At 58.8% G+C, this 22387-nt stretch carries 18 protein-coding genes and 3 pseudogenes; 5 read left to right on the forward strand and 16 right to left on the reverse strand.

All coding sequences use genetic code 11. From position 1 onward, the window contains the following. Positions 1–16: 16 nt before the first annotated feature. Positions 17–286: pseudogene (locus tag LPU83_RS73650) on the reverse strand (cytochrome c maturation protein CcmE domain-containing protein); the annotation flags it as partial. Between the two features lie 179 nt (positions 287–465). After that, entirely contained in the window at positions 466–1197 is a 732-nt protein-coding gene (locus LPU83_RS07190; RefSeq protein WP_024319172.1) for a response regulator, read from the reverse strand. A 192-nt stretch (positions 1198–1389) separates the two neighbouring features. Between LPU83_RS07190 and LPU83_RS07195 the strand changes: the two genes are divergently transcribed. Then, positions 1390–2106: a Crp/Fnr family transcriptional regulator gene (locus LPU83_RS07195; RefSeq protein ID WP_051166792.1), complete on the forward strand. Its 717-nt coding sequence runs from the start codon at positions 1390–1392 to the stop codon at positions 2104–2106. Between the two features lie 44 nt (positions 2107–2150). Here the strand turns inward: LPU83_RS07195 and ccoS are convergent, their stop codons facing one another. From ccoS to ccoN, 9 genes are all read right to left on the reverse strand, one after another. Next, a complete protein-coding gene (ccoS, locus tag LPU83_RS07370) occupies positions 2151–2309 on the reverse strand; it encodes a cbb3-type cytochrome oxidase assembly protein CcoS (RefSeq protein WP_063828742.1) in 159 nt (52 codons plus the stop codon). After that, entirely contained in the window at positions 2306–4597 is a 2292-nt protein-coding gene (locus LPU83_RS07480) for a cation-translocating P-type ATPase (RefSeq protein WP_157997280.1), read from the reverse strand. The genes ccoS and LPU83_RS07480 overlap by 4 nt, the downstream gene beginning before the upstream one ends. Further along, positions 4594–5091, reverse strand: a complete 498-nt coding sequence (locus LPU83_RS07635; protein ID WP_024318756.1) for a FixH family protein — start codon at positions 5089–5091, stop codon at positions 4594–4596. The genes LPU83_RS07480 and LPU83_RS07635 overlap by 4 nt, the downstream gene beginning before the upstream one ends. After that, entirely contained in the window at positions 5088–6662 is a 1575-nt protein-coding gene (gene ccoG, locus LPU83_RS07660; RefSeq protein WP_024318755.1) for a cytochrome c oxidase accessory protein CcoG, read from the reverse strand. The genes LPU83_RS07635 and ccoG overlap by 4 nt, the downstream gene beginning before the upstream one ends. A gap of 173 nt (positions 6663–6835) precedes the next feature. Beyond that, the gene (locus LPU83_RS07710; protein ID WP_024318754.1) at positions 6836–7024 is read right to left on the reverse strand and encodes a hypothetical protein; all 189 of its coding nucleotides are present in this window, start codon (positions 7022–7024) and stop codon (positions 6836–6838) included. 9 nt (positions 7025–7033) lie between these two features. After that, a complete protein-coding gene (gene ccoP / locus LPU83_RS07720) occupies positions 7034–7900 on the reverse strand; it encodes a cytochrome-c oxidase, cbb3-type subunit III (protein ID WP_024318753.1) in 867 nt (288 codons plus the stop codon). Position 7901: 1 nt separating this feature from the next. Continuing rightward, positions 7902–8054, reverse strand: a complete 153-nt coding sequence (locus tag LPU83_RS08015; RefSeq protein ID WP_024318752.1) for a CcoQ/FixQ family Cbb3-type cytochrome c oxidase assembly chaperone — start codon at positions 8052–8054, stop codon at positions 7902–7904. A gap of 10 nt (positions 8055–8064) precedes the next feature. Further along, a complete protein-coding gene (gene ccoO / locus LPU83_RS08435) occupies positions 8065–8796 on the reverse strand; it encodes a cytochrome-c oxidase, cbb3-type subunit II (RefSeq protein ID WP_024318751.1) in 732 nt (243 codons plus the stop codon). A gap of 9 nt (positions 8797–8805) precedes the next feature. Then, entirely contained in the window at positions 8806–10422 is a 1617-nt protein-coding gene (gene ccoN, locus LPU83_RS08440; RefSeq protein ID WP_024318750.1) for a cytochrome-c oxidase, cbb3-type subunit I, read from the reverse strand. A gap of 280 nt (positions 10423–10702) precedes the next feature. Between ccoN and LPU83_RS08445 the strand changes: the two genes are divergently transcribed. The 4 genes from LPU83_RS08445 to hemN all read left to right on the forward strand — a co-directional run bounded on the left by LPU83_RS08445 (position 10703) and on the right by hemN (position 15544). Further along, positions 10703–11434, forward strand: coding sequence for a Crp/Fnr family transcriptional regulator (locus tag LPU83_RS08445; RefSeq protein ID WP_024318749.1), 732 nt, complete (start codon positions 10703–10705; stop codon positions 11432–11434). A 28-nt stretch (positions 11435–11462) separates the two neighbouring features. Next, complete coding sequence (locus LPU83_RS08455; protein WP_024318748.1) at positions 11463–13388, forward strand: hybrid sensor histidine kinase/response regulator; 1926 nt, start codon at positions 11463–11465, stop codon at positions 13386–13388. 274 nt (positions 13389–13662) lie between these two features. Beyond that, positions 13663–14109 carry a pseudoazurin gene (locus LPU83_RS08490; protein ID WP_024318747.1) on the forward strand — a complete coding sequence of 149 codons (447 nt, stop codon included), beginning with the start codon at positions 13663–13665 and terminating at the stop codon, positions 14107–14109. Between the two features lie 82 nt (positions 14110–14191). Next, positions 14192–15544, forward strand: a complete 1353-nt coding sequence (hemN, locus tag LPU83_RS08560) for an oxygen-independent coproporphyrinogen III oxidase (protein WP_024318746.1) — start codon at positions 14192–14194, stop codon at positions 15542–15544. A gap of 710 nt (positions 15545–16254) precedes the next feature. Here the strand turns inward: hemN and LPU83_RS73655 are convergent. The 5 genes and pseudogenes from LPU83_RS73655 to LPU83_RS08920 all read right to left on the reverse strand — a co-directional run. Continuing rightward, positions 16255–16444 (reverse strand): annotated as a pseudogene (locus LPU83_RS73655) (Crp/Fnr family transcriptional regulator); the annotation flags it as partial. Between the two features lie 96 nt (positions 16445–16540). Further along, positions 16541–16981 carry an NIPSNAP family protein gene (locus tag LPU83_RS75590; RefSeq protein WP_210163849.1) on the reverse strand — a complete coding sequence of 147 codons (441 nt, stop codon included), beginning with the start codon at positions 16979–16981 and terminating at the stop codon, positions 16541–16543. A 305-nt stretch (positions 16982–17286) separates the two neighbouring features. Next, a pseudogene (locus tag LPU83_RS75595) lies at positions 17287–18554 on the reverse strand (heavy-metal-associated domain-containing protein). A gap of 123 nt (positions 18555–18677) precedes the next feature. Next, on the reverse strand, positions 18678–19364 hold the full coding sequence (locus tag LPU83_RS08735; protein ID WP_231052403.1) for a universal stress protein: 687 nt from the start codon (positions 19362–19364) through the stop codon (positions 18678–18680). Between the two features lie 310 nt (positions 19365–19674). Continuing rightward, positions 19675–21861 carry a S46 family peptidase gene (locus tag LPU83_RS08920; RefSeq protein ID WP_024318384.1) on the reverse strand — a complete coding sequence of 729 codons (2187 nt, stop codon included), beginning with the start codon at positions 21859–21861 and terminating at the stop codon, positions 19675–19677. Positions 21862–22387: the final 526 nt, after the last annotated feature.

Genomic DNA, 22387 nt, shown 5'->3' on the forward strand with positions numbered 1-22387 from the left:
CGATGGAACTGCGGATTCAAATTGGAGAAGACGTACCAATCGAGCTTATCGATTTCACAATCCGCGACCAGCCTGAGGTGGTTGACGTGTAGCTGCGCAGACGCTGCGCCTTCAGCCGATCGGCGACGGCTTGGCATTCTCTCGTCGTTGCTTGGCCGGCACCGTGTCGGCGATGAACTCCCGGCTTCCGGCCGAAAACGTGCCTTCGGTTACCACCCCCTGCCCTTCGTGGGAACAGATCGGGCAGGATGCCGGTATATTTGACCTTCACCGCATCGCCGCCGCCGATCACCGTCAGGCGCTTCTGCTGCGCGTCATTCTGCGTCCGCCGCAATGCTGAATTCGCGCCCGAGCGCAATCACCTGCTTGCCTTATTCGTATAAAGAGTGGTCCCCTTCACAAGGATATGCTTCGATCGCGACCGACATTGACGGTCGTCAAATAAATCTGCTGCTGGGATCGCCGCTAGTAACCGCCACCGGTAAACACGTAGCCGATGCCGCGGACGGACTGAATGATCGTCGGGTACTTGGTATCCTCCTCGATTTTCCGGCGCAGCCTGGCAATTTGCGCGTCGATCGTTCGATCAAACGCTTCGAGGCTGCGGCTGCGCGTGAGGTCCATCAGCGTTTCGCGCGACAGCACCCGGCCGGCGTTGCGCGCAAAGACGAGAAGCATATCAAACTCACCGGTTGTCAGCGGCGTGTCTTGTCCGGAAGGGTCCGTCAGCTTGCGCCGGTGGATGTGAAGTTGCCATCCATCGAATTGCAGGACGCCCTCGTCCGCAGCCTGATGCCCGGCCGGGCGCTCGGCAGGCTGGCGGCGGCGACGCAAGACGGTTCTCAGACGGGCAAGAACCTCGCGAAGGTGGAATGGCTTGGCGATGTAATCATCTGCTCCGACTTCGAGGCCTACGATCTTGTCGGTCACATCGTCGCGGCCGGTCAGCATCAGAATCGGCACGTCCGAATTCGCGCGGACTTCCCGCACCAATTGAAGACCGTTTTGCCCGCCAGGCAAAACCAGATCGAGGAAAATCGCTGTAAAATCTGTCGTTGCGAGCTCAGTGTGCATGGCAGTCCCGTCGGCGACGGCCGTGACGCGATATCCTTCGTCTTCGAAATAGCGGATCAGCAGCTGCCGAATCCGGGCGTCGTCATCGACGACCAAAATATGCTCGGATTGCTTTTCCGTCATTTCTACATTCCCCAAGGGTTTCCAAGAAGACGCTCGCGAACCGCCAGTTGCTCGCTTCATTATCGAATTTCTCGGGAAATGGGAACGAAACAGTCGCACTTCTCCCAAAAGAATGGCAAAGCGGCTTGCAAGGGCTGCGAAAAGTCCAGTTTTCCGTGCTTTTCTCGCGCCCGCAGTTGATCAAAATCAAACATGATTTTGCCTGCGCGGGCTAAATCAGGCTTGGTATTCAACGAGGGTAGGAAAATGTCCGTCGAGACATCCGTATTGGCGCGTTCAAAACTCTTTGCCGGGTTAGGCAGCGACACTGCCAACAGGCTGCTCAAGCTGGCTGACATCATCAGGTTCGAGCCTCGCGATTTCATCGTCCGGGAAGGCCAAAGAGCAGACTCGTTCTTTTGCGTTCTCCAGGGCTATGTTCGTTTGTTCAAGACGAATGAGATGGGACGCGCTGCAGATATCAGGATCGGTGAACCGCGCGACACCTTCGCCGAGTGTCTGATCGGCGGTGGTGGTATCTATCCCTACAATGTTCAGGCGGCAGATAACGCTATGCTAGCACGCTTTACTATCGACGGCGTAAGACGCCTGGCGGAAGAGGACCGAGCTCTGGACAGGAATATCATGCAGCTGATGGCCGACCATCTGCTTGCGACGATGGAATGCGTGGCCAGTGACCGTCTGCAAACGGCCTCTCAGCGGGTTGCCAACTATCTCTTAAGCCAATGTGCGGCAGGAAAACCAAGCGAAACCGTTCGTCTCCCTTACCAAAAGAGCCTGCTCGCCGGCAAGCTCGGCCTTGTTCCTGAAGCACTATCGCGCGCATTCGGTGCGCTCAAGGAAGCGGGCGTCACTGTCAAAGGCAGAACGGTGCGCATCGACGATATCGCGGCTCTGCGCCAGATGTAGCAGCCGGTTGCCACGATCCGCCGCTCCTGGCAACCGTCATACCCTTACGGCCGGGGCGTCTTTTCATCCTCGTCATCGAGAATGCGCCATGACGCGCCCTCGAGATCGTCATATTGGCCGTTCTTCAGAGACCACAGGAACCCAAAAAGGCCCAATCCCCCCATGAAGAGCGCGATCGGAATGAGGTAAATCAACATGTTCATGGCGAAACGACCTCCACGGCGGAATGCTTCGTATTACGGATCGAATGCCGCTTGCCAGGGACCTTCGCCCTGTCGTTCAGACGCAAGGCATTTGCAACGACGATGAGCGACGATGTCGACATCGCCACGGCCGCGACCAGAGGCGTCGCATAGCCCGCGATTGCGATCGGTACGGCGATGATGTTGTAGCCGATCGCCAGCGCGAAGTTCTGCCGGATGAACCGAGCCGCCTGGCGCGACACGGAGATCGCCTCAGGCACGGCCTCAAGACTATCGTGCATGAAGACCAGGTCTGCGGCCTGCCGCCCGACATCTGCCGCCGTCGCCGGTGCCATCGACACATGAGCCACCGAGAGCGCCGGTGCGTCGTTGATCCCGTCACCGACCATCAGGACGCGATGGCCGAGCTTGCCCAGACGTTCGCATTCCTCCATCTTTCCCCGGGGCGTCAATCCTGCAAGCCAGCGATCGATCTTGAGCGTCTTGGCTGTCGCCTCGACGACGCATTCCCGGTCGCCTGACATCACAATCGCGGCAAACCCTTGACCCGCAAGACTCTCGATGGCGCCATCGGCACATGGCCGCAGCGTATCCTCGAAATAAAAGCGTGCAAGCTCGATCCCGTTCTTCGATAGGGCGACCTCGGAGAAGGCGTCGCTCTTTTGTGCGCCTCGCGGACTTCCCGGGCAAGCGAAGGCCGCATTGCCGAGACGGTAGATTCCCGTCCCGCTTTCCGCTTCCAGTCCAGCGCCCGGGATCTCCTCGACTCCATCAAATGCCAGGGTCTTTGATCCTGCGCCGCGCAAAAGTGCCTGTGACAATGGATGCCGGGAATGAGCCGCCAGGCCGGCGGCAATGGCCAGTTCGCGAGGACCGGCATGCGTATGGTAAGCGAGACGCGGCTGACCCATCGTCAAGGTTCCGGTCTTGTCGAATGCAACCATATCGATCTCGGCCAGTCGTTCCATGGCTGAGCCGTTTTTGACCATGATGCCTCGCCGGAACAGGGTTCCGGCGGCCACGACCTGAACAACGGGCACCGCCAGGCCCAGCGCGCAGGGGCAGGTGATGATCAAGACGGCGACGGCCACCAGCATCGCTTGCTTCCAGTCGCCGCCGATCAGACCCCAGCCGAGAAAGGACATCAGTGCGAGGAGATGAACGGCCGGCGAGTAGTAGCTCGCGGCGCGATCGGCGATGCGCCGGTAGCGGGCGCGGCCGCCTTCTGCGGCTTCCATCAGGCCGATGATCTCGGCAAGCAACGAGTTTCTTGCAGTCGCCGTTGCCTTGATCGTCAACGATCCCGTCAGGTTCATCGCACCGGACTTCAGTTCGCTCCCCGTCGATACCGCGATCGGAATGCTCTCGCCCGTGACGATCGAAAGGTCGATCTCGCTCTTGCCGGTAACGACGGTGGCATCGACCGGAATACGTTCGCCGGCCGGCACGGCGATCAGATCGCCGACACTGATTTCGTCCAACGGCACATAACCCTTGGGGCCATCCGGGTTGATCAGAAGCGTGCCTCGCGGAGCAAGCCGCGCCAGGCCGGTGATTGCCGCACGTGCCTTGTCGCGCATGACGTGATCGAGTGTGCGGCCAATCAACAGGAAAAACAGCAGGGATACGGATGCATCGAACCAGGCGTGCTCTCCATGATGGATCGTTTCCCAGAGCGACATCGAATAAGAAAGCGTCACGGCAAGCGAAATCGGCACATCCATATTGGTGCGGCCGTGCTTCAAAGCGTTCCATGCGGATTGGTAGAAGAAACGTCCGGCATAGATCAGCGTGGGCGCCGCGATCATTGCCGATATCCAATGGAACATGTCGCGCGTTGCAGCCTCCGCCCCGGACCAGATCGAGACGGAGAGCAGCATGATGTTTGCCGCTGCAAAGCCCGAGACGCCGACTGCCAGCAGCAGTTGATTGCGAACACGATCATCGTCGCTCAAGTCAGCCGTGAACAAATGCGCTTGATAGCCGCAGCCCGCAATTGCAGACAAAATGCCGGCTGGACTGACCGGCTTGCCGTTCATCTCCTCGTACCATACGCAGCTCACGCGCTTTGCCGTCAGGTTCACCCGCGCGCTCTTGACATATGGCAACTTTATCAGCGCCCTTTCGATCGTCGAGATGCAGGCACCGCAGTGGACGCCTGGAACGCTGAAATCCGATTGCCTGAGACCGGCGCCCAGAGGCTGGCTGGCAAGCAGCGCCTCCTCAGCGCTGATCACGGTTCTGCTCAGTGACAGCACGCCTTCGGCATCCATGGTGCAGCATGTCATTGGACGACCCCCGCGATATTGATCCTGAGGGCCTCGTGCATCACGGTCGTGCCCTCGTCCTTGGAAAGGACTTCAACGATCCAATCGCCCGACAGGACGCGGTGGCGCGCTTCGAAATGGCCGTCACCGCTCTTCGATAATCGAATGACGAAATCCTCGTGGTCGCCGACCGGCCGCTTGAAATGCGCCGTGACCGCGTCAGCGGCGGCTGGCGAACCGTCGAGATTGCGCAGCGTATAGACAATCAGTCCGTCTTGAAGCGCGAGTTCGCCAGAAACGCCGCTCGTGGCCATAGCGCGCATTGCCTGCGCCTTCTTGTTGAATTCCTGGCTCGCGACATAGGTATTTTCCACCACCAGGCCGCTCCAGCTCGACGAGGCATACCAGGCCATCGTCATGTTGACGGAAATGATGATGCCGAAGAAGGCGAGCATAATGAAAAGCATGTGGCGGCCGGTAAAGCCTTTGCCGTTGGTGATCTGATAGTCGCTCATTTCCTGGCTCCTGGCGCATTGAAGGCGGCTTTGTAGACCGAGCGATCCGTGCCGACCGGGTCGTCGGCCACGAAGAGAAATTCGCTGACGGCACTGGAGGCATTCTTGCTTGTGACGAAGACCTTGAGCGCCATTGCCGTGTCGGGCTTCGTGTCAATCATGAACTGCCGGCCTTCCTCTTCCGACAGTTCCGGAATCCTCATCGTCGCGCTGTCCATTCCTTCGAGATGCAACGCAATCGGGCGGGGCTGCGGCAGCATGTTGAGAATGCGCAGCGTGTAGCCGTTGCGGATCGAGCCGTCTGATTCAAGAACGAACTGAGGGTTTCGATCGTGCACGATGTTGAGGTCAAGCCGCTCTCGCAGCGCGAGATGGACGAGCATGCCGATGCCAACTGCTGCCCAGACAGCTGCATAAAAGACCACGCGCGGCCTGAAGATGACGCGCCAGTTGAAATGCCGGATTGCGGCGATGAAGTTTCCGTCATCGCGAACGCGCTGAGGCTGCACGCCGGTCTTTCCGTTATCGGTGGCAAGCGCCATGTTGGCAGCATATTCGCTTAGCGTTGCATAGGCGATGAGGCCGCGCGGCTTGTTCAGCTTGTCCATGACGCCATCGCAAGCATCAATGCAAAGCGCGCAGGTGATGCACTCCATTTGCTGTCCGTCGCGAATATCGATGCCCATCGGACAGACGGCCACGCAGGCATTGCAATCGACGCAGTCGCCAACGGCCTGGCCCGAGAGGACCGCCTTCTTGGCATGGCGGGAGCGCGGTTCGCCCCGCCAATCGTTGTAGGTGACGACGAGGGAGTTTTCGTCGATCATGGCGCCCTGGATCCGGGGCCACGGACACATGTATGTGCAGACCTGTTCGCGCATTAGGCCGCCGAGCACATAGGTGGTCGCGGCAAGCGTTGCGACGGTTGCATAGGCAACGGCCGGTGCCTGGCCCGTCAAGAAACTGAGCGCCAATGTTGGCGCGTCAGCAAAGTAAAAAATCCATGCGCCCCCAGTTGCTGCACCGATGCCGAGCCAGATCGCGTGCTTGGCGACGCGCTTCAATAGTTTGCCGGTGCTCCATGGCGCATTGTCGAGTTTGATCCGTGCGTTGCGGTCGCCCTCGATGGCGCGCTCGATGACAAGAAACAGATCGACCCACACTGTCTGGGGACAAGCATAACCGCACCATGCTCGCCCGACCGCGGACGTCACCAGAAATAAGCCAAAGCCCGCCATGACCAGCAGGCCCGCCACGTAAAAGAACTCCTGCGGCCAAATCTCGATGAAGAAAAAGAAGAAGCGCCGTGAGGACAGGTCGATCAGGATCGCCTGGTCAGGCGCGAAAGGACCTCTGTCCCACCGCAGCCATGGTGAGAGATAGTAAATCCCAAGCGTGATCAGCATCACCATCCATTTGAAGCGGCGGAAGCGGCCTTCCGCCCGCTTGGGGAAAACTTTCTTGCGCGCGGCATAAAGAGGCTGACGATTGTGCGCCGCGTTGACCGGTTCCACCTGACGATGTTCGACCGTGTTCGTGTCGCGTGGACCTGGGGTGGTGTAGAGATTCATGGTCAGCATCCATCATTGATGCCCCCTTGTCGCATTCCGCAGCGCCGCCTTCCTTGACGTAGGTCAAGAAGCAGGCCAGCCTACACCAACGGCGCAGATCTCTCCCTGCAGTTTTCTTCTGGCCACGCCTTCAGGCGTGACTTTTTTGCAGCCTGGCAGCGGATGTCCGCTTATTAGCGGCTGGTGGTCGAATGATCCTTGAGGCAGGTCAAACTAATCATCGCCTGACCGAGCTTCTCCGTATCTTCCTTTTCTTCTCCTGCCGTGACAGGCATCTTGGCCCGCACGGAAACGCGCGTGTGGACGACCGAGCGCGGCGTTCCGTAGAGCGACATCAGCGGATTGGTATCGCGTGTGGACATGGTGATCTCCTATTTTCCACCGCCGAGCGAATGCACGAAGACGGTCAGTTCCTTCACGGTCGTCTCGCCAAGGCGGGCGGACCAGGCGGGCATCATGCCATGTTTTGGCATGCTGATCTGGCGGACGATCGCCTCTTCGCCCTCCCCCTTGAGCCAGATGGCATCGGCCAGATTGGGCGCCCCCATGTCGATGCTACCCTTGCCGTCTTCCCCGTGACAGGCCGCACAATTGTCGAGAAAGGTCTGTTTGCCGGCGGCATTCGCCATTTCCATATCGGATGGCGTTTTTGTCAGGCTCCAGACATAAGCGGCGACATTACGTGTTTGCGCGGCATCGAGGACGTCAGTAAACGCCGGCATCTCGGACACATGGGTGTCGCTATCACCGTCGAAACGGACACCGTGGGCGATGGTCTTTTGGATTGCTTCAAGATCGCCACCCCACAGCCAGTCGTCGTCGTTGAGGTTCGGGAACCCCGGACCGCCGGTTGCACCACTACCATGGCACGGTACGCAGTTGACCTTAAAGGCCGATGCGCCGCCGGAGATGGCAAATTGCCGCAGATTGGCATCTGCGTCGATCTCGCCGACCGTCTTTGCAGCGATCTGGTCGACATACATGGTCTGGGCCGACTTTGCCGTCTCCACTTCCTGTGTAAGATCGGCGCGGCTCGAAAAGCCGAGTAGACCATTGGAGGCCTTGGTCAAGAGCGGAATGGAAGGATAAGCGATGGCATATCCCACGGCCCACAGGATCGTCGCATAGAACGTCCAGACCCACCACCGCGGCATGGGATTGTTCAGCTCGCGGACGCCGTCCCATTCATGGCCGGTGGTTTCGACGCCGCTGAGTTCATCAACATATTTGTCCGACATATCAGTCATCCTTCAAAGGTATGCTTGCCGCTTCATTGGCGCTTTCCCTGCCGCCCGGACGGAGCGTGAAAAGGACGACGCCGATGAAGAACAGCGCCATTGCCAAGAGACCCCAACTGTCGGCGAAGTGACGCATTGCCGTGTAGGTTTCCATTGCGTGTTCCTCAGCGATATCCGGTTGCATCGTCATAGGTCGAGTAGTCGACCAGGGTGCCAAGCATCTGCAGGTAGGCCACCAGCGCGTCCATCTCGGTCAGCTTCGAGGGGTCGCCGTCAAAGTCGCCCGTTTTGGCCTTCGGATAGCGTTCGAGCAGCGCCGTGGTGTCGGCGTTCGGATCAGCCTGCATTTTCATATCGGCCTCGGCGTTGGCGATCATGTCGGGCGTGTAGGGCACGCCAACAACCCCGTTTGCCTTGAGGTCCATGCCAACGTCCTTGACTGCGACCTCATTGGTCTTGAGGAAGGCGTAGCTCGGCATGATTGATTCCGGCACGACCGCGCGCGGATCGGTGAGGTGCTGCCCCTGCCATTCGTTCGAATAGCGCCCACCGACACGCGCAAGATCCGGTCCGGTGCGCTTCGAACCCCATTGGAAGGGGTGGTCGTACATGGATTCGGCTGCGAGCGAATAATGTCCGTAGCGCTCGACTTCGTCGCGGAATGGCCGGATCATCTGGCTGTGGCAGACATAGCAGCCCTCGCGGACGTAGATGTTGCGGCCGGCGAGCTCCAGTGGCGTATAGGGACGCATCCCCTCCACTTTTTCGATCGTGTTCTGAAGGTAGAACAGGGGTGCGATTTCGACAATGCCGCCAATGCTGACAACCAAAAGCGATCCCACCAGCAGAAGCGTCGCGTTCTTTTCTACGATCTGATGTTTCTCAAGTATCGACATGGTCGTTCCTCATTCGGCAGGCTGGGAAACGCGAGCACCTGGCGTGAGAGCCTCGTTGCGTTGGTGACCACGGATGGTCATGTAGACGTTGAAGGCCATGATCAGACCGCCCGCGAGGTAGAGAGTTCCGCCTACGGCCCGCAGCAGGTAGTATGGGAACATTGCAGCGACGGTTTCGGCGAAGGAATAGACGAGGAACCCCTGGCTATTGTATTCGCGCCACATAAGGCCCTGCTGGATGCCGGCAACCCAAAGTACGGCGGCGTAAATGACGATGCCAAGTGTCGCAAGCCAGAAGTGCCAGTTGGCCATGCGAAGGCTATAAAGACGCTCCCTCCCCCACAGTTTTGGTGTCAGGTAGTATATGGCGCCGAAGGTGATCATTCCGACCCAGCCGAGGGCGCCCGAGTGGACGTGACCGATCGTCCATTCCGTATAGTGGCTGAGAGAGTTGATCGCCTTGACCGACATCATGGGACCTTCGAAGGTCGACATCCCATAAAAGGCGATTGCCATGATCATCATGCGGATGATCGGGTCTGTCCGGATCTTGTCCCAGGCCCCCGAGAGCGTCATCAGGCCGTTGATCATACCGCCCCACGAGGGCATCCAGAGCATGACGGAAAACACCATGCCGAGCGTCTGGGCCCAATCCGGCAGCGCGGTGTAGTGCAGGTGATGTGGACCGGCCCAGATATACATGAAGATCAGGGCCCAGAAGTGGATGACCGACAGGCGGTAGGAATAGACCGGCCGGTTCGCCTGCTTCGGCACGAAGTAATACATCATGCCCAGGAAGCCGGCGGTCAGGAAGAAGCCAACCGCATTGTGGCCATACCACCACTGGGTCAGAGCATCCTGAACGCCGGAGAACGCTGAATAGCTCTTCGAGCCGAGCAAGGAAGCAGGCACGGATAGGTTGTTGACGACATGCAGCATCGCAACCGTGACGATGAAGCCCAGGTAGAACCAGTTCGCGACATAGATGTGCGGTTCCTTGCGCTTCAAAAGCGTTCCGAGGAATGCAAGAAGATAGGCGACCCAGACGATCGTCAGCCAGATGTCGACATACCATTCAGGCTCCGCGTATTCTCGCCCCTCGGTAATGCCCAAGAGATAGCCGGTTGCGGCCATGACGATGAAGAGCTGGTAGCCCCAGAATACGAACCAGCCGAGGCTGCCCCCGAAAAGGCGAGCCCGACAGGTCCTCTGGACGACATAGAAGGAAGTGGCAATCAGCGCATTGCCACCGAAAGCGAAAATAACAGCGGATGTGTGAACCGGCCGCAAACGCCCAAAGTTGAAATATGGAGCGATGTTCAGATCGGGATAGGCGAGCTGAAGCGCGACGACGACCCCGACTAGAAAGCCGACCACGCCCCAAAATACGGTGGCGATGACACCGTATCGAATAACATCGTCGAAATACTCGGACGAATCGGGCTTGGGTCGCTGGCCCGCCAGTGAGAAGTTGACGCGGCGCAGAAGCACGAGCGTGCTCCCCATCAGCACGAAGAACAGCACCCACATATGCGCTGCAAAGAGGTGGTCGTGCGCAAAAGCGGCGCCGAGCAGCGCGAAGAACGCGCAAACGGCGATAACCACGGTTTCCGTCGTATAGTTCATGTCGATGTCCCCAAGCACAGATGATCACGCAGACGCGCAACCTTCGTTCCGATCTTGTCTAGGGAGAGCTGACACGAGCGCCGGGTCTGATCCTTGATCTATGTCAACGACCGCGGTGTTCGGCGCAGGTGCAGGCTGGATTAAACTTCAACGTCCGAAGTAAACCGGCGCGCGCTGTCACAGACTGTTACACTTTCGCACCGAAACGCACGCTGCGAGCATTGCAGTGTAACGCGAACCGTTTTTATTGCCCTCATCTAACGGGACAGAGGGTTTAAAAATGTTGATGCAAAAAAATATTGCTTTCGAAGTCATTCAGGGTTCGGTGAATGACAATTCGAGACATCTATCTCTGAAATCACTTTTTCATTCCATTCCGCAGGAAGTGCTCCAGACCGGCAAGGCTCTGTTCTGGGAAGGCGACGCTGCCAACCACCTTTTTGAACTCGTCGACGGTGTTATGCGCCTCTACCGCATCATCGGTGACGGCCGGCGCGTCATCACGGCCTTTCTGTATCCGGGCGACCTCGTCGGCACATCGCTCCAGGAGCGCTACCTCTACACCGCCGAAGCCGTCACTGATTGCAAGATCCGCCGCATCGCGCGGAAGAATTTCCATGATGAAGTCTCCCGCTCTGCCTGTCTGCGTCCTGATTTCATATCGCTGCTGTGCCAGGAAACGGCTGCTGCTCACGATCAGATGGTGCTGCTGTCCAAGAAGAATGCAGAGGAGCGATTGTGCAGTTTCCTGCTCCAGCTTATCTCCCGGGAAATGACGAACGCGGCAGGCGACCTCGTCACGCTGCCGATGAACAGGCTCGATATCGCTGACTATCTTGGCCTTACCATTGAAACGGTGTCGCGTACCATCAGCAAGCTCGCCGGTCGGAACGTTCTCACCCCGATTGGGCGCCACGACATGAAGATCTTGAGCCTGAAGCGTCTGATTCAATTGTCCGGCAATGGCGATGATTTCTCTTTGGAAAATTGCCATAGCAGCAGTATTCACTAGCGGGCTTGGGACAATCGAGTTGAACACTATGTCGCATCGCTTCATTTCGCCGCGCACAGCATCAAAGCAAGTACTCGAGGCCATCGTCCGCATCATGGGCGGCGCCAACAATATTATCGTGCACGGCTTTAACGGCATCATCACCCAATGGTCGGCCGGCTGCGAAAACATGTACGGCTGGATGCGTGACGAGGCTGTCGGCAAAGTCGTTGACGACCTTCTTTCGACACGGTTTCCTGAACCGATCGAAGAGATTCACCGCCAGCTGCGAGAGAATAACTCGTGGCAGGGCGAAATCACCCATCGCCACAAGGACGGCTATGATGTCGATGTGGCGTCGCGTAGCATGGTGGTGACCCTTTCCGACGGCGAAGCAGTCATTATTCAGACCAATAATGATATCAGCGATTTGAAGCGGGCTCAAAGCGAGGTCAACGCGCGAGAGGCCCACCTGCGGTCCATTCTCGCGACTGTTCCCGAAGCCATGATCGTGATCGATGAGCACGGAATCGTCACGTCGTTCAGCACCGCTGCAGAAAAGCTGTTCGGCATTCAAGCGGACGATATCTGCGGCCGGAATATCAGCAATTTGATGCCGAACCCCGATCGTGACGCGCATGATGATTATATCGCGCGTTATATTAGGACGGGCGAGCGCCGCATTATTGGCTATGGCCGCGTGGTGACCGGTCAACGGGCTGACGGCTCGAAATTCCCGATGGAGCTCCATGTCGGTGAGACGAAGGCAAACGGCGAGCGGATATTTACCGGCTTCGTCCGCGATCTGACCGGCCGGTACAAGATCGAAGAAGACCTGCGGCAGGCGCAAAAAATGGAAGCCGTCGGACAGCTGACGGGTGGCATTGCCCACGACTTCAACAATCTTCTGACGGTGATCAGCGGCAACCTCGAAATAATCGAGGCGAAGCTCGCGGAGGGGCCGCTCAGCCCGCTTCTGCGAGAAGTGCAGGAGGCGGCCGGCGACGGCGCGAAGCTGACAGAGCAACTTTTGGCATTCGGGCGCCGCCAGGCCCTCAATCCGACGCTTGCGGATCTCGGGCAGTTGGTGTCGAGCTTCACCGACCTGTTGCGGCGGACGCTCGGCGAAAATATCGACCTGAAGACAGTCATCATCGGCTCGAACCACAACGTGCTGGTCGACAGTCCCCAGCTGCAGAACGCTCTTTTGAACATCGCGCTGAATGCCCGCGACGCAATGCCACGCGGCGGCAGCCTGACAACGGAGATTAAGCGCGTCTATCTCGATGCAGACTACGCAAAGATGTATCCGCAAGTACGCACTGGAAACTTCGTTCTCATTTCTGTCACCGATACAGGGGTCGGCATGTCGGACGAAGTCAAGGAACACGCCTTCGAACCGTTCTTCACCACCAAGGACGTCGGTTCCGGTACAGGCCTCGGCCTTAGCATGGTCTACGGTTTCGTGAAGCAGTCAGGCGGTCATCTGCAGCTCTATAGCGAGGTCGGACGCGGCACGACGATCCGCATCTATCTTCCCTGGGTACCGGCAGCTGCGACCAAAGCAGACATAGCCGACACCAGATCCGATTCGCGCGATGTGCTGCCAGGCGGCACTGAGACGGTGCTGGTGGTCGAGGACGATGGGCGGGTGCGCCGAGTTGCCGTCGCGCGCCTGTCATCCATGGGCTACAAGGTCATCGAGGCGAGCAATGCGCAGTCGGCCTTGGAGGTTTTGGCCGAAGATCAAACGATTGCCCTGCTGTTCACGGATATTGTCATGCCCGGCGGCATGACCGGCGATGAGCTTGCCAAGGAGGCGCGCATTGTACGCTCCGACCTGAAGATCCTCTTTACGTCGGGCTACGCCGAGCCGGGTCTCGGCGGACGCGAATTTGCGACGCCAGGCAGCTGGCTGCGCAAGCCCTATACCGCAAAGGACCTCGCCGTGCGGGTTCGCGAGCTGCTGGACTGATCATCCTGGATTGGAAGTGCGGCTGACAGATAAGTGCTGCGCGCCGGTGTGCGGCATGGCCGTCAGCGCTTAATGGCCGCAAAAGAGGCGCCGGAGGAACGGCTCTGCCTTCAAGAGTTTCTTCAAGCTTCATTCCGCCTAGCGTTCATCCGGCATCGACAATCACAGGCATTGATGGCCCGCTATTTGATCAACGTCAAAGAAGCACCCCATCAACACGCGTATCACAGCAGCCGATGGCCAATTTCGGCCATCGTTAACTAGGAGATATGAAATGCGTTCGATTATTCCGTGTCTTTTTGCCGCGACGGCCGTGCTTGCTACTACCACCATGCCGTTGATGGCAGCCGACCACCTCGTGCAGATGCTCAATAAGGGCGCCACCGGCGCCATGGTGTTTGAGCCGAGCTTCACCAAGATCGTCCCTGGCGACACCATCACCTTCGTCCCGACCGACAAGTCTCACAATGTCGAGTCCGTCAAGGGTCTGATCCCAGAGAGCGCAGCTGCATTCAAGTCGAAGCCAAGCGAGCAGGTTCAGATCAAGTTCGATGCGCCCGGCGCCTATGTAATCAAGTGCACACCGCACTTCGGCATTGGAATGGTCGCGCTGATCCAGGTCGGCGATGCGCCGGCAAATCTTGAGGCCGTCAGGACCGCGAACCTTCCAAACATAGCCCGCAAGCGCCTTGATGCGGACATCGCCAAGATCACCCAATAATCCAATGCCTACAGCGGGACTGCAGATGGCCTAGCGGCAGGTGGGTTTCCAGCGGCAATCTCACCCAAGGAGGATAATTGTGCTGAAAACAACCCTCGTCGAGAAGTATGGCGAGACGCGGTTGCCACGCTATACGAGCTATCCGACCGCGCCTGCCTTTTCGTCAGCTATCGGTGCGGGTACCCACGGGGGTTGGCTGGCAGAGCTCGACAGCTGCGACCCGGTCTCGCTCTATCTTCATATCCCTTTTTGCCGGTCGATGTGCTGGTATTGCGGGTGTCACACCACGATCACTAAGCTGGATGGGCCGATCCTTGGTTACCTGGATGCCCTCCATCAGGAGATCGACCTGGTCGCGTCCAAACTGAAGCAACCGCTGTCCGTGCAAAATGTGCACTTCGGCGGCGGCACGCCGACGATTATGCGACCGGATGAGTTCGTGGATTTGATGAAGCATCTGAGGAACGCCTTCGGATTGAGGTCGGGGGCGGAAATCGCCTTAGAGATCGATCCGCGTACACTCGCCAGCGAGATGGTCGGCGCGCTCGCTGAGGGCGGCGTCTGTCGTGCAAGCCTTGGGGTCCAGAGTTTCGATCCCGTCGTCCAGGCGGCCATCAACCGCAACCAGACTTTCGAGCAGACGGAGGCCGCCGTGCAGCAATTGCGAAAGGCGGGTATCGGCAGCATCAACTTCGACCTGATCTATGGCCTGCCACATCAGACGGTCGCATCTTGTATCGATACCGTGCAGACGGCGCTCCGGTTGCGCCCCGATCGCTTTGCGGTCTTCGGCTATGCGCACATCCCGGCCTTCAAGAAGCACCAGCGCCTTATCGATGAGGCGACCTTGCCGAATGCAGAAGAGCGCAACGCTCAGGCCGAAGCGACCGCAGAAGCGCTGGTCGAGGCCGGCTACGTGCGGGTCGGCCTTGATCACTTCGCCCTGCCGGGAGATGAACTTTCGATGGCCAGTGCGCGCGGGGATTTGAGACGGAACTTTCAAGGCTACACGACGGATACGTGCGAGACTCTGATTGGGCTCGGGGCATCCGCGATCGGTAAGCTCCCGGCGGGTTATGTCCAAAATGAAGTCGCCCCCGGAGCCTACGAGCAACGGATTGCGTCCGGCAGCCTGGCGACCGTGAAGGGATACCATTTGACGGGGCAGGATCGGTTCCGAGCGGCAATCATCGAGCGGCTGATGTGTGATTTCGCCGTCGACCTCAATCGGCTTGGAGCATCTTTTGGCTATGAAGCCGAGCTGGTTCTTAATGGCAACGACCGGCTGCGTGCACTCGAAAGCGATGGCGTCATAACAGTCCGCGGCGGGCTTATCACCGTGCGCAAGGATCTCAGGTTCATGATCAGGGCGGTGGCGACAGCCTTTGACGCCTATATCGGCGCATCCGGCCGTACCCGTAGCAAAGCAGCTTGAAGGGGTGGAAAGACCCGAAGCCGCCCCTGCCGGTCGGGTCTCTCCTTCGGGGCGCTGTTACCCAGTGCGGGCAGTCGATTGAATCAGGCCGCTTCGACCAGGCGCGCGCTCCGCCATTTCCGTCATTGTAGTCGATGCGTCCGAAGGGACAAGTCCGAGCCAGCCCATAAGATGCTTTGGCGTTCAAAAACGGCCTAGGTCTCCGATCTCGGTCACCAATGCGCATTGCCTTGCCTGAACTGCTCGCTAAAATCGATGTGTTGCCTCAGCTAATTTGCTCCCGAAGAAACGACCTCAGGAGCTGTGATGAGAAAAGGTAAGCACACCGACACGAGCGGAATTGGTGACGGCGATCAGTGGACGCTACGTTTTAGGCGCTCGATAAAGCCGGGTGGCGCCATCGATGCGTAGATTGTTGTTCATGCCACTGTCTGTTCCTTAGATGCGAGTCATCAATCATTTCAAGGCTGGTCAATCATTCTATTTCGCTTGTTCATTGCCACCCGAAACGTCCTGGTCTTCAATTTTGCCGTTTTCTAAAACGAATTCTGGCGCTGGGCCGCCGGCTATTCGCCTCACCAGAAGCGCCAATACCTGCTTCGATCGAAGTGGGCGGGTGGCCCAGCAAAGCCGGTATCCGACTTGACGCGAGGTCAGCAGGCATATGCAGAGGTGGACCTTCGACGGCGATTTTTGGTTCCGCCAGCCTACTACATCTGGCGCAGAGCCGAGATATCGTCGATCCGCACCGTTCTGCCTCTGACAGTGACGCCCGCTCCTTGAGTGCACGTGCGCGCGAAAGCGCTTCGGGAGCAAGGCCGAGCTTGTCGGCGAGCAGGCTCTTTTGGTAGGGGTTTGCAGACGGTCACTGGCCACGCAGTCCATCGTCGCAAGCAGACTATATACGCTCGCGCAGTCGAACGATCTCCACATCAGCGACCTGAATGGCGGTATCGTCCAACGCTTCCCGCACCTCGCGAAGAAGGCTGTCGTCAGTCAGAAGAGGGGAAGGACTTTCGTCGCCCGCCGGGAGAATGCGAAACCGATCCTCTGATAACCGGTCGAAGCCGCGATGTGCGCGGCCTCAATAGTTCCCACCTCCGCGATGGTCAGAAACGCTAGTGAAAGAGGATGCGTTATGCAGGTCACCGTAAGGGAGAAAAACCAAGAGGCGTGGCGATGTCCGAGGTCATCTCTGGCAGTAGGAGATCCGGTCCACCCTTTGGCGGCCATTTCCCGTCGGCGACCGACTTCGCCCGCGCCTCCGACTCTCGCGGAAAGGCTAGAATAGGGCCAAATTTGGGTCCAACGCAGCGTGCCATCCAGCGAGTACATCACTAGCGCCATTGCCGAATACTCCTCGCGCGGTGGAACAGCCTGCTCCCACGCAGTCTGAAGCTGGTCTAGTGCGCCTAGCTTCGGTCGATAAGTGCGGATTTCGTAAACTGGGCCTAATGGACCCGAAAGGCATTCCGGACGAAAGTCGGCACCTCGATAGTAGCTTCACCAGATACTCGGCGCAGCCGAAGACATTGTCGCTACGCAGCGCACGCTGACGCTCTTCGAGCATTTCGCTCACCTCATCAAAGGCACGCAGCAGAATACTCGGTTCAACGTCCCGACATCGGTGCACCAGGCGCCGCAGAGGCGACCGAGGTCTTCGCCACCCATTTCTCGATCCCCGGCGCACCTTTCCCAGGCCCGAAAATGACTGTGTCTAGCGTTGTGAGTTAAAAAATTGCTCATAGCAAATCCTCCTCTATGCCACTTACCGCCAAGCCGGCCAGGTGGCGTCCTACTACATATCCGAAAGTCATCCCTGGCCCCAACGTGATACCAGCCGAGGGATACCGGCCGTTCATAACCGAGCTCATATCGTTACCCACGGCAAAAAGTCCGGGAATTGGTTGGTCATCGTGACCAAGCACACGTGCAAGTGCGTCTGTCGTTAATCCTGCGAAAGTGCCTAGACTGCCGGGAACGGGCCGCACCGCGTGAAACGGCCCTCTTTTCAGCGAGCGGAGCGTTGGGTTCGGGGGCGATGCAAAGGATCACCCTGTGCACGATTATAGGCACTGCACCCACGGCCAAACACTGGGTCGTCCCCGCGCGGAGCCGCCTTGTTTAACTGCTGCACCGTCAAGATTAACCTTTCTGGATCGATGCCGCATAGCTTGGCGAGTTCGCCAAGTTGGAGGCCGAACGAACATATCCGTTACGCTGCCAGGGACCGAGCGGGAAAGGAAATGGCTTGGGCGCGCCGATTCCCCATCCGGTGATTGCCGCACGTGCCTTGTCGCGCATGACGTGATCGAGTGTGCGGCCAATCAACAGGAAAAACAGCAGGGATACGGATGCATCGAACCAGGCGTGCTCTCCATGATGGATCGTTTCCCAGAGCGACATCGAATAAGAAAGCGTCACGGCAAGCGAAATCGGCACATCCATATTGGTGCGGCCGTGCTTCAAAGCGTTCCATGCGGATTGGTAGAAGAAACGTCCGGCATAGATCAGCGTGGGCGCCGCGATCATTGCCGATATCCAATGGAACATGTCGCGCGTTGCAGCCTCCGCCCCGGACCAGATCGAGACGGAAAGCACATGATGTTTGCCGCTGCAAAGCCCGAGACGCCGACTGCCAGCAGCAGTTGATTGCGAACACGATCATCGTCGCTCAAGTCAGCCGTGAACAAATGCGCTTGATAGCCGCAGCCCGCAATTGCAGACAAAATGCCGGCTGGACTGACCGGCTTGCCGTTCATCTCCTCGTACCATACGCAGCTCACGCGCTTTGCCGTCAGGTTCACCCGCGCGCTCTTGACATATGGCAATTTATCAGCGCCCTTTCGATCGTCGAGATGCAGGCACCGCAGTGGACGCCTGGAACGCTGAAATCCGATTGCCTGAGACCGGCGCCCAGAGGCTGGCTGGCAAGCAGCGCCTCCTCGGCGCTGATCACGGTTCTGCTCAGTGACAGCACGCCTTCGGCATCCATGGTGCAGCATGTCATTGGACGACCCCCGCGATATTGATCCTGAGGGCCTCGTGCATCACGGTCGTGCCCTCGTGCACGAGCATAAGCGATCAATGAAAACAGAGATTCGAACAGCATCGGCGCAACTTCAGCAGCAAGTTATCGAGCCAAAAACATCGGTATTGGCAGCTTCTCAGGTATCCATCTCGTGGCGCCGCCAAAGATCCGCTGACGCAGGGCGCGGTGGCCGTAAGCACCCATGACGAGCATGTCGGCTGATACGTCCAGTGCGTGCTGCGCGAGCACCGTGGTCACCGCTGCGCCGACGCTCGGCACGCAATCGACCACCCCCCGAACACCGTGCCGAGCGAGGTAGTCAGCGAGGTCGACGGCCGGCTCGCGGTTTCCGTTGTAAGATGCCTGGCAATCGGACAGCATGACACGAACATCCTTCGATCGGGACAGAAGACCCAGCGCCTCTCGAACCGCGCGGGACGACTCGACGCGCCGATCCCATCCGACCAGCACGCGCCGGGGCGATAGAGTTGCCTTGGTACCCTTCGGCACAACAAGCAGCGGCTTTCCCGATTCGCCCAGACTACCATCGATAACTGACAGCGCGAGATCAGGGGCGCCAAGAATTAGGGGTCCGATTATTGTTAAATCCGAATAGAGCGCCCGCTGTCGCACAACGTCACCGACGCTGGCCTGGTCGCCATAATAGAAGTCGACCTCACAGCTAAGGCGCATGGTTCCCAGCAGTGTCTCAATTTCGCCAACCCGCCTTTCCTGCCTGACCATGTCCGTCGTCAGTCCATCGATTTCGCGGCACCGTCTGTCCAACATTTGTAGTTCGGATGCACGCCCTTCATGCCACGGACCGGATACTGCGCCAATGCCAGGAGTGATCAGCATCGGCGGACGGGTAGCAAGCCCAATGACGAGGACGGAAAGGTGCGCTCCGATCTCGGCACACAAGGTGGCTGCTGTTCTGACGTCTTGATCGGAATGGTCAGCTCTCATCACACTGAGGACGCATTTAAAGGCCATGTAACTATCTCTTTCTGTGTAGTCTCGGGCCTGTAAGCGCGTTCGAAGGCGCAAGACTTGTCACGTCAACCACAGTGGTAGGAAAAGGTAGTGCTGACCGTACTGATCATTTATCAACGTTCCTATCCGCACCGGAGCGCGACGCCGGCCGCACTCCCATCTCCTTGAGCAACCGGCCTGCGTCATCGATCTTGTCCATGGTCCAGAGGATGAAACGACTATCGACATGAATGCTGCGGGTGCGGTCCGCGATAGGGGCCGCCCAATCCGAGATAACGCCCTCGAGGACACCGTCGAAGGCGAGACCCACGAACTCGCCGCGCCCGTTCAGTGTCGCCGAACCGCTATTGCCGTTTGTTATGTCGACCGTGGATATGAAGTCGACTGGCAGCGTGCCCTGCGCCGGCGCGACATAGGGGCCATAATCCTTGGCCCGGATCGCGGCAATGGCGGCAACCGGCGCATCAAACTCGCCCTTGCCAGTGTGTTTAGCAAGAAGTCCCTCGGCCGTGGTGAAGGGCGTCCAGATCTGCCCGTCGCGCGTTTGCCCCGTCACCTTGCCCCAGGTGAGGCGAAGCGACCCATTCGCGTCGGGGTACATCGGCCGACCGACCGCCTGCCGATAGGCTAGCAAGCCCCGCATATAAGTCGCGCGCGCCGCCTGCGTGCGGCCGACGCGGTCCTTCTCCGCGCGCTCCGCAGCTATGTCGCCCGGATAGAGCGCGACCGCCAGCCTGATGAAAGGATCGTCTGACGCCTCGAAGGCAGCAGCTGGCTTGTCGAGCCAGCCGAACCGCGTGGCCGTGTCGTCGAGTTTGGTATCTCCATAAAGTCGATCAAGGCCGATTTGCTCCAGAGCGGTCTCGAACGCAGTATCGCGGTCCTTTGCGTCCAGCCGGCGATATTCCTCGAGCGCCGCCTCGAACAGCTTACGATCGACGTCGGACAGATATCGGCGTTCGAGCTGCTTCAGTCGATCGGCGATCGCATTGCGGTCACGATCCTGAAAGCCGCGTTCGCGATCGTCATCGGGCTTCTCATGCTCCTTCGCCCAGCGATAGAGAGTGCGCGTGGATGAGAGCATCTGCGCGCTGTCCAGCAGCCCCTGCCGCAGCCCCTCGAACGACACCTGGCTGTTCTCGGCCACCATGGCGTCCAGCTCGCGGATTGCTGCGCCATAGCGCGCTTGACGCGCGGGATCGTCAGCGACCCAGTCGCGATAAGCTTTCTCCTCGGTCGCCTTGCGAGCACTGAGTCCAATGGCATCGACGCCGGCGAGATCGCCCGCCAGCTTCTTCTCATAGTTCTCGACCCCTTGCAGTAGCGGAGCGTAGCCGATTTGCGCGTCGCGATTGCCAGCGGTGGCCTGGGTGATCTGGGAGGCATAATTCGAAAGCAAATGCTGCTGCAGCGGTTCGTAATGCGCGAAGTTGAATTCCATTTCGCCGGCGGTGAGGAACCGGTAGGTCGCGCCAGGAAAGCCGGCAACCATTACGAAATCGCCTTCTTGCACGCCTTCACTGGCTATGCGCAGCCAACTCTTCGGCCGGTAAGGCACATTGTCACGCGCATAGGGCCGGGAGGAACCATCAGGAGCGACATAGGCGCGATAAAAGCCGAAGTCGCCTGTGTGGCGCGGCCACATCCAATTGTCCGTTTCGCCGCCGAAGTTACCGATGCCGAGCGCGGGCGCATAGACGAGGCGCACGTCCTCAATTTCGAGCTTCTGCTCGAGATAGTAGGAGGCGCCGCCATAATAGAACCTTACGCCGCAGCGGCGATTGGGCTGTTCTTCACACACGGCGATCAGCGCCTTGCGGTTCGCTTCGAGCCGCTCATAGCGGGCAAAGCCGTTCAGCTTGTCCGAGACGCCCTTGAGCATGTCAGCGGTCACATCCCGCATATCCTCGATCACATAGATACGGCTGTCGGGCGCCGCAGGCAATTCTTCATCCAGGCTCTTCGCCAGAAAGCCGTTGGTGAGATAGTCCTGGCTCTCCGTGCTGTTGTACTGGATGGATCCCAGCACGCAGTGATGGTTGGTCGCGACCAGCCCTTGCGGACTGACGAAGGAGGCGGAGCATCCGTCCAGTGATACGATCGCGCTGAGCGGGTAAGCGTCCAGACGGCTCAGCTGTGCGGGATCGATCTGAAGCCCATCCGCGCGCATGGCCGCGCCCAGTTCTGCGGTCTGGCCCGGCATCCACATACCTTCGTTCGCCGACGCAGCGGCGGCCGTCGAGAGCAACGCGGCGGCACTTGCTTGGGCCAAATATTTCATACTCGAGTTCATGCTGCACTAACTCCTAACCTTTTGCGCGACTGGATCGATGACCATCGGGATGACCCTACCTCCCCTAGTATCGGTTCGTACCGCGACGTTTGCGGATCATCCGAAGCACCAATCGTGCCAAAGAGAAAAACTCTTTCAATACAATATGGTGAGCCGCCCGCCCCTATGTCCGATCTCCGACATTTATCGAGGACCCGACACACTGTCGTCCTTGCGACACTGCAGTGGCCCGTCCCTACCTCATGCTGCCGGCCCGCATCGCGCCCTCACTGTCGAATGTCTTTATGGTTGTTAAGCTTTCCGTCCCGCTTTCCCGTCCGAACTGCAGGTCCAGCAGCCCCCGCTCGCGCGGGCCGCCCGCCTTTGCGGCGGCTTGAATGAGCGTGCACGGGGCGGCGGATGGTGGAGAGATAGTCGGCTGCTTTACAGCGCCTGGGCTATCTCGATACGACTGGGTGTCGGCTCTGATTGCGCGCGAACTTTCCGAAAAACGCGCCTATCAAGGTAGACACTTCCCCTTGAGTGA

This window comes from Rhizobium favelukesii, assembly GCF_000577275.2.
Taxonomy (GTDB): domain Bacteria; phylum Pseudomonadota; class Alphaproteobacteria; order Rhizobiales; family Rhizobiaceae; genus Rhizobium; species Rhizobium favelukesii.

Coding starts and splice junctions, on each gene's coding strand:
- LPU83_RS07190 (WP_024319172.1), bottom strand. CDS start 1,197: ATGACGGAAAAGCAATCCGAGCATATTTTGGTCGTCGATGACGACGCC.
- LPU83_RS07195 (WP_051166792.1), top strand. CDS start 1,390: ATGATTTTGCCTGCGCGGGCTAAATCAGGCTTGGTATTCAACGAGGGT.
- ccoS (WP_063828742.1), bottom strand. CDS start 2,309: ATGAACATGTTGATTTACCTCATTCCGATCGCGCTCTTCATGGGGGGA.
- LPU83_RS07480 (WP_157997280.1), bottom strand. CDS start 4,597: ATGACATGCTGCACCATGGATGCCGAAGGCGTGCTGTCACTGAGCAGA.
- LPU83_RS07635 (WP_024318756.1), bottom strand. CDS start 5,091: ATGAGCGACTATCAGATCACCAACGGCAAAGGCTTTACCGGCCGCCAC.
- ccoG (WP_024318755.1), bottom strand. CDS start 6,662: ATGAATCTCTACACCACCCCAGGTCCACGCGACACGAACACGGTCGAA.
- LPU83_RS07710 (WP_024318754.1), bottom strand. CDS start 7,024: ATGTCCACACGCGATACCAATCCGCTGATGTCGCTCTACGGAACGCCG.
- ccoP (WP_024318753.1), bottom strand. CDS start 7,900: ATGTCGGACAAATATGTTGATGAACTCAGCGGCGTCGAAACCACCGGC.
- LPU83_RS08015 (WP_024318752.1), bottom strand. CDS start 8,054: ATGGAAACCTACACGGCAATGCGTCACTTCGCCGACAGTTGGGGTCTC.
- ccoO (WP_024318751.1), bottom strand. CDS start 8,796: ATGTCGATACTTGAGAAACATCAGATCGTAGAAAAGAACGCGACGCTT.
- ccoN (WP_024318750.1), bottom strand. CDS start 10,422: ATGAACTATACGACGGAAACCGTGGTTATCGCCGTTTGCGCGTTCTTC.
- LPU83_RS08445 (WP_024318749.1), top strand. CDS start 10,703: ATGTTGATGCAAAAAAATATTGCTTTCGAAGTCATTCAGGGTTCGGTG.
- LPU83_RS08455 (WP_024318748.1), top strand. CDS start 11,463: ATGTCGCATCGCTTCATTTCGCCGCGCACAGCATCAAAGCAAGTACTC.
- LPU83_RS08490 (WP_024318747.1), top strand. CDS start 13,663: ATGCGTTCGATTATTCCGTGTCTTTTTGCCGCGACGGCCGTGCTTGCT.
- LPU83_RS08735 (WP_231052403.1), bottom strand. CDS start 19,364: ATGTTGGACAGACGGTGCCGCGAAATCGATGGACTGACGACGGACATG.
- LPU83_RS08920 (WP_024318384.1), bottom strand. CDS start 21,861: ATGAACTCGAGTATGAAATATTTGGCCCAAGCAAGTGCCGCCGCGTTG.